7 protein-coding genes are annotated in these 5,262 nt (G+C 59.6%); 4 read left to right on the top strand and 3 right to left on the bottom strand.

The window, feature by feature from the left end; genetic code table 11:
* Positions 1-282: 282 nt before the first annotated feature.
* The gene (locus tag BLX41_RS04210) at positions 283-1,152 is read left to right on the top strand and encodes a DUF6279 family lipoprotein (RefSeq protein WP_123723893.1); all 870 of its coding nucleotides are present in this window, start codon (positions 283-285) and stop codon (positions 1,150-1,152) included.
* Between the two features lie 10 nt (positions 1,153-1,162).
* Here BLX41_RS04210 and BLX41_RS04205 read toward each other — a convergent pair whose 3' ends face one another.
* Positions 1,163-1,555 (bottom strand): transcriptional regulator, encoded by a 393-nt coding sequence (locus BLX41_RS04205; RefSeq protein ID WP_123723892.1) that lies wholly within the window; start codon positions 1,553-1,555, stop codon positions 1,163-1,165.
* Positions 1,556-1,750: 195 nt separating this feature from the next.
* On the opposite strand from BLX41_RS04205, the gene BLX41_RS04200 reads away from it, so the two are divergent.
* Positions 1,751-2,497 (top strand): DUF899 domain-containing protein, encoded by a 747-nt coding sequence (locus tag BLX41_RS04200; protein ID WP_123723891.1) that lies wholly within the window; start codon positions 1,751-1,753, stop codon positions 2,495-2,497.
* A gap of 133 nt (positions 2,498-2,630) precedes the next feature.
* Positions 2,631-3,578 carry an AraC family transcriptional regulator gene (locus BLX41_RS04195; RefSeq protein WP_123723890.1) on the top strand — a complete coding sequence of 316 codons (948 nt, stop codon included), beginning with the start codon at positions 2,631-2,633 and terminating at the stop codon, positions 3,576-3,578.
* Positions 3,579-3,719: 141 nt separating this feature from the next.
* Here BLX41_RS04195 and BLX41_RS04190 read toward each other — a convergent pair whose 3' ends face one another.
* Positions 3,720-4,301 carry a hypothetical protein gene (locus BLX41_RS04190; RefSeq protein WP_123723889.1) on the bottom strand — a complete coding sequence of 194 codons (582 nt, stop codon included), beginning with the start codon at positions 4,299-4,301 and terminating at the stop codon, positions 3,720-3,722.
* A 288-nt stretch (positions 4,302-4,589) separates the two neighbouring features.
* On the opposite strand from BLX41_RS04190, the gene BLX41_RS04185 reads away from it, so the two are divergent.
* Positions 4,590-4,862, top strand: a complete 273-nt coding sequence (locus tag BLX41_RS04185; RefSeq protein ID WP_123723888.1) for a hypothetical protein — start codon at positions 4,590-4,592, stop codon at positions 4,860-4,862.
* Between the two features lie 69 nt (positions 4,863-4,931).
* Here BLX41_RS04185 and BLX41_RS04180 read toward each other — a convergent pair.
* Positions 4,932-5,262 (bottom strand): hypothetical protein (locus BLX41_RS04180; protein ID WP_123723970.1); only part of this gene is annotated, 331 nt, incomplete at its 5' end.

Below are 5,262 nucleotides of genomic sequence, written 5' to 3'. Positions count from 1 at the left end.
AAGCAGATCAGCCTCGGCAAGAAGTAATTCCCCCGCGTTATCCTGGTCCCTTAGCGCTTTGCCCTCAAAGCGCTAGGACTGGCACCCTTCTCCCCTCCCCCTAGCACTAAAAGTCGACCAGCGGCCCGTATCCGCTGTCCCTGGCCGCTATCCTTGCAGCTCTCCGGATCAATAGTTTCAGCCAACTCCCAGTTCATCACTGCCGGCCTGCCACCCAGCGGCTGAACTGCCGGAGGCCTTTCGGGTTCAGATGCAGGAACCCGCACTCGCAAGGACTCGAACATGGCGCGCCGGTGGCCCCTGCTTATCCTGTTGCTGATCCTCAGCCTGCTGCTCGGTGCCTGCAGCCGGGTCGGCCTGGCCTATCGCAACCTGGATGTGATCATCCCCTGGACCCTCAACGACTACCTGGACATGAACAGCGAGCAGAAAAGCTGGTTCAACCAGCGTCTGCAGCAGCACCTGAGTTGGCATTGCAGCACCCAGTTACCCGGTTATCTGGACTGGCTCGACCGCCTGCAACTGATGGTGCAGAACAATCAGGTCAGTGATCAGGACCTGCTGGCACGAACCCGGGAAGCCAAGCAGGCCATCGCCGAGACTGCACGGCAGATCACCCCTTCCGCTGTGGAGCTGCTCCAGGGCCTGGACGACGGGCAAGTCAAAGAAATGAACAATGCCTTCGCCAAGGACCAGCAGGAACACCGGGAGCAATACCTCACGCCATCACTGGCGCAACAGATCCAGCAGCGCAGCCAGCGCATGAGCAAGCGCCTGAACGCCTGGCTCGGCCCCCTGAACCCCAGCCAGCAACAACGAATCGAGCAATGGTCCGCATCCCTGGGGGAACAGAACCAGCAGTGGATCGCCAACCGTGTCCATTGGCAGGTGCAGTTCAGTGCTGCGGTGGTGCAACGCCGAGACAGCGATTTCCCACAGCGCATCGAGCAGTTGCTGGTCAACCGCGAGAGTTTATGGACAGACGACTACCGCCAGGCCTACGCCCACACCGAACAGGCCGCACGCAGCCTGTTGGTGGACTTGATGGCTGCCAGCAGCCCGGACCAACGCCAGCGCCTGCTGAAGAAAATCGACGGCGTACGCAAGGACTTCGCCGCCCTGAAATGCCTGCAGAACGCCGGCCAGGGCTAGCGGCGCGGAACTAGGCGATCTGCGCCTTGGAGGCCACCTCGTCAAAGGTATCCGGGGCCAGGGCATCGGCCTGTTCATCCAGCACCTGACGCGGGTGATCGTTGCCCGGAATACTGCTGTCGATCAGACACAGCAGGCTCGAGCCGCGGGGGGTCAGTACAAAGTTCTCGCCGTTGCCGCCCTCTTCCTCGGGCCTGGTTTCAATAAAACCCCGGTCCAGCAGCAACTTTTCGTACTGGGTGGCGGTGACTTTCAGCTCATCCAGATTGCCGGTGGGCTCACCTTCCGCCTCCTTGGCCGCCGCATGCTGCTCGGCGTAGGGGCGAGGCGTGAAACTGTGGCCGGCGCCGTTCTGCACTTCGTGCAGCAGTCGTTCGATCAGATCCCAGTTATAAGTGGTCATCGCGGTTCAACCTCCAGACATGAGAATGAAATGCCTTTCATAGGTTGTGACCGGCCGGATTTTCAGCCGTTCAGGAAATACGCCGCGCCAGCCAAACCCCTGATCGGAAAGCCGCTGGGCAGCTTGTCGATCCAGCCCTGCGCCAAACGACTAGCGTGTGTAAGACCCATGCCCCCTGCCTTGAGGAGAAACGCCATGAGCACTACCGATCACCCCGTGGTCTCCCGGGAACAATGGCTGCTCGCACGCAAACAGCACCTGATCCATGAAAAGGCCTTTACCCGCCAGCGCGACCAGCTCAGTGCCGAGCGACGGGCGCTGCCCTGGGTCAAGATCGACAAGCCCTACCGCTTTCAAGGCCCCGACGGGCCACTGAGCCTGGCGCAACTGTTCGGCGAGCGTAGCCAGTTGCTGGTCTACCACTTCATGTTCGGCGCTGGCTGGGAAGAAGGCTGCAAGGGCTGCTCCTTTCTCGCAGACCACTTCGACAGCGCCAACCTGCACCTGGCCCATCACGACGTAACGCTGGTGGCTGTCTCCCACGCGCCCTATGCCCAACTCCAGAGCTTCCGTCGACGCATGGGCTGGCGCTTCGACTGGTATTCCAGTGCCGGTGACGACTTCAATCAGGACTTCGGTGTCAGCCTCAGCGCCCAACAGCTGGCCGCGGGCACCGCGACCTACAACTATGAACAGGCCAGTGGCGATGAGGCCGAGCTACCCGGCCTGAGCCTGTTCTATCGCAACGACCAGGGTGAGATTTTTCACACCTACTCCACCTATGCCCGCGGGCTGGATCTGCTGGTGGGGGCCTATAACTTCCTCGACCTGACACCCAAAGGGCGCAATGAAGAGCAGATTATGGACTGGGTTCGCCTCCATGACCGCTATGAACAGACGCCCGAAGGCAAGGGAAGCCACCCTTGCTGTGGTGACGCTTGAGATCCTGTTCGCCGGCAAGCCGTCTCCCACAGGACATGTGTAGGAGCCGGCTTGCCGGCGAATCGTACCGATCGACAGTACAAATCTACGGCAAACTGCACGCCCCTCCTCCACAGCCAACTAATCTGCAAACATGAGCGCCGCCTACCACAGCCTCCACGAATACACCCTGCGCATGAGCCGGGTGCTGGAGCACATCGACCAACACCTGGACCAGCCCCTGGAGCTGGCGGATCTGGCGCGGGTGGCGCATTTCTCGCCCTACCACTTCCATCGCCTGTTCAGCGCCTGGGTCGGCGAGCCCCTCGGGGCCTACCTGCGGCGTCGGCGCCTGGCCTGTGGTGCTTATCTGATGGCCAGCCGACCCGAAGCTTCGGTCCTGGAAATCGCCCTGGATGTGGGCTTCGGCTCCGGCGAAGCCTTCTCCCGGGCCTTCAAGCAACACTTCTCGGTCTCACCCAGCACCTGGCGCGATACCGAACCCAAACGCTGGCACCGTCGCCTCGACGATATCCGTGAGCGGCGCCTGCGTGAATTGCGCAATCCTGATCAGACCCACATCCCCGCCTTCGACGATCCTGACGCCTTCATTCATCTGAAGGAAACCAGCATGAACGTCACCCTGCAACAACTGCCCGCGACCCGCGTGGCCTACCTGCGCTACATCGGCGCCTACGGCCCGGGCATTGGCGTTTTCTGGCGCGAAACCGCCGCGCCGTGGATGCTCGAACATCAACTGTTCAACCGCGTGCGCTACGGCATCGGCCACGACGACCCGGACCTCACCCCCGCCGACAAATGCCGCTACGACGCCTGCGTGGAAGTACCCGAAGACTTCAAGGCCAGCGCCCCGGCCGTCGTCACCACCTTGCCCGGCGGCCTCTACGCCGTAGCCCACTACCGCGGCCTGGGCCCGGCTATCGCCGACGCCTGGATCGAACTGTGCCGCGACTGGCTACCCAAGAGCGGCCTGCAATTCGACCCGCGCCCGGCCTTCGAACGCTACCCGGCGGATGCCTTCTACGACGTCAAGACCGGGGAGCTGGAGTGTGAGATCTGCATTCCGGTGAAAAAGCTATAACCCAAAAAGCACGTTGATCCCCCTGTAGGAGCGAGCTCGCTCGCGAACAACGCCAACGATAACGCGCCGCTACTGAAAGAACGCGACGCCCTGGGGCTCATCGCGAGCAAGCTCGCTCCTACAATCCCTCCACACACTGACTCAACGAGAAGGAATGGCCGTGATATCGCGAACGATGAACTTCGGCAGAGCACGAATGTAGAAGTTCTCCACATCCGAATTACCGCTGTTGGTGATCGCCCCCAACATGCTCTTCATATTGCGCAACTGGCCCATGGCCCCGGCAGGCTGCAAACCATCGCGCTCCTGGGCGAAATGCAACACCTCGGCGCCGTCGCGCTTGACCTGGACCTTATAGCCAAAGTCGACACTGGCCAGGATCGTATTGTCATCGACGACCATCGACACCAGCCCGCCCTGGGAATCGCTGAGCCGACGTTTGTACACCGCATTCACATCCAGCAGGTAGTCGGCGCTGTCCTTGGTGGCGGCGTAGCGATTGGCATTGCCCAATTGCCGGATCAACTCCATGCCCAGTTGTTGGCGCAGCTTGTCCTCGGGCAGAAAGCGCTCGCTCTCGCCAACCAACTGCAGGTTGAAGGTATCGATCCAGTAAGTGGCGGTAGCGGGAATCTGCACCGGTTTGGGCGAGATGTAATAGTCCGGCTTGGAAACACAACCGGCGAGCAGAACGAGGGTGAACAGCAGAGACAACAGGCGCATGACGGATCTTCCTTGAGAAGGTTTTCAACAACGCACCGCCACCTGAAAACCACCTGTGGCATGGCGATAAGCGGCGGCATTGTAAGCCAGGAAAATCGCGGCGGACCGGCTCGAAAAGATACTCTCGGCAAATTAGGAATTGCCTTACGGCAGAAGCAGACGATCCAGTAGGAATGGGGCTTTAAGGACAGGGGGAACGCTGGATATAGTCGAGGGGTCGTTGAAAGGACGACCGGGTTTGGCGACCTGATTTACAGAGTCCTCAGTCAAACTAAAGAGGCTCAATAAATGACGCGTTATCAAGCTATAACCGGCCACGACTGCAACATTCCCTCACTGCTGATCGATACCCAAGCCCCCATTGACGTCCTCCACGATGCAGCGGCGTATCGCATTCACGCTGTGACTCAACTGCTGGAGAACTTCGCGATTTCTGATGAAGCGCCCAAAGGTGCAGTGGTGCTGCAGGAGCTGTCGCTGGTGTGCAGCATTCTGCTGCGCGATGGGTGTGATTTGATGGATGTAACAACGAGACGGATGCAGGAGCAGGTGCTCCAGTAAGCAAAAAAGGGCGGCTTGAAGGTCGCCCTTTTTCTCTCGCAGTAGATCGTACACCGATCGGTCAAAGGCTTACTTGCTTTCTTTGGCAATAGTGCCCAGGCCTGCATCCTTGACCAGATAACGGCCTTCCACATCGCTTAACACCTTTAAGCTGTTGCGAGCCATCATCACACCAACTTCCACTTCTTGCTTGAGGTAGATAACCTCGCCTGCTTTCACCGTCACAGGCATGTCTGCCCAGTTTTCAGCCTTGGAGCTAATAACGTGCTGACCAGGGGTGACGTAGAAATAAATGTATTGGTTACCACGGTTGTAGCCCATTTCCGAGTCGGCTTCCTTGTCATCCAGGAAGACATTGAAACGTACCATCATTCCCACATTGCTAGGACGAACGACGTAT

This window comes from Pseudomonas protegens (genome assembly GCF_003732485.1).
Lineage (GTDB): Bacteria > Pseudomonadota > Gammaproteobacteria > Pseudomonadales > Pseudomonadaceae > Aquipseudomonas > Aquipseudomonas protegens_B.
The sequence above is the reverse complement of the archived record's forward strand: the minus strand, read 5'-3'. Positions and strand labels throughout refer to the sequence as shown.